This window comes from Rhodococcus sp. PAE-6, assembly GCF_025290685.1.
Lineage (GTDB): Bacteria > Actinomycetota > Actinomycetes > Mycobacteriales > Mycobacteriaceae > Rhodococcus > Rhodococcus pyridinivorans.
Genome location: NZ_JAOCLZ010000072.1, coordinates 1 through 1,252, shown reverse-complemented (window position 1 = coordinate 1,252; position 1,252 = coordinate 1). Strand labels below are relative to the sequence as shown.

Here is a 1,252-nt window from a genome sequence, read left to right as displayed (position 1 = left end):
CCGTTTCACGTCCAGCAGCGACACGCTGTCGGTTGTGGTGCTGGTCACCGGGTTACACCACTCTATGGGGCACTACTGCGGTCCCTTGTGGAGTGTGGCGTCAGTAGTCGTGCGCGATCGTGATGTGAGATGGCTGGCTTTCGTAGGCCGCACCTACTGTTGCCGGTTTCTTCACTGTGTTGGTCCAGGCATCAGGTCGTGGCCGGTGCTGAGCTAATTGACGGGGAGTCCGGCTCGAACCGTGATCGGCTCACGGGGTCATATTTCCGGCGGTCCGATCAAGTGAGAACGTTTGTGTTCAGAATCCCTACGCGTCGGTCGTTGAAATCCTGTCGTGGGGACGTGAAACTACGTCGAAGCTTGTTGGTTGCTTCGGATCGCTCGCTCTGGCGGTGGTGCGAACGACACCGATGGGCCGCTGCGCGAACCGAATTGCGGATTCGTTCCGGCCGGCCGCGATGGTTACTGCGGTGGTGTCCAATCGAACACTTTCGTGGCCGATGCGATGCCAGAGGGTTTACAAGACGTACCTTTGTTTCGAAGTCTGGTGTCGTGCTTGCTGATTCGCGGGGTTCCCGAGCGGCGAACGTGGCTGTAGGAATTGAGGGTCGATGCGATCGCCCATATGGCATCTCGGGCGCAGGGCATGGACCTGATGGGCGCGGAGTACGCGAAGGACGCGATCCGGACCGCTGCCGCTGTTTTGTGTGGTCGCGTCTACTCAACTATTTTGCGGATCACGGTGCTCTCACGGGCCGAGGTGGCGTGTGACGGGCTGCATAAACAGAAAGGCCTCGGTCGTCTGATGTCGCATGCGGTGACGAACCGCGATAGGCATGGGATTACGGACCTCTATGTGGCTTGTCGGCCATGAGTTCTGAGGCGCTGGATCGTCGCAGTCGTGCGATAATTTCTGAGTAGAGTTGTTCATGTCAATGATGTGGGTTTCGGAGTTGGTTTGGCTTTGGTGACAAGAGGCTACTTAGACTCCGGCCGGATGCATTCGAAGAGGAGATCAACCTGTGGCGCGTAGAACAATCGTTGAGACTTTCGACGACATCGATGGAACTGCGTTGGACGATGACGGAGAAACCATCAGTTTCGCTGTCGATGGGGTGGAGTACACCATCGACCTGAACAAGAAGAACGCTCGCGACTTCCGGAAGAAGATCGACTACTGAGGTTTTCTCACCAGGCCGGTGCTTGCAGGTGAAGAAGAACGAGAGCCGCAGCAGCGATCGAGCCGATCCTC

General features: G+C 57.4%; 1 pseudogene. It reads left to right on the top strand.

What is annotated here, in order from left to right:
- Positions 1-1,022 precede the first annotated feature (1,022 nt).
- Positions 1,023-1,178: pseudogene (locus NVV99_RS26240) on the top strand (Lsr2 family protein); the annotation flags it as partial.
- Between the last annotated feature and the right edge of the window lie 74 nt (positions 1,179-1,252).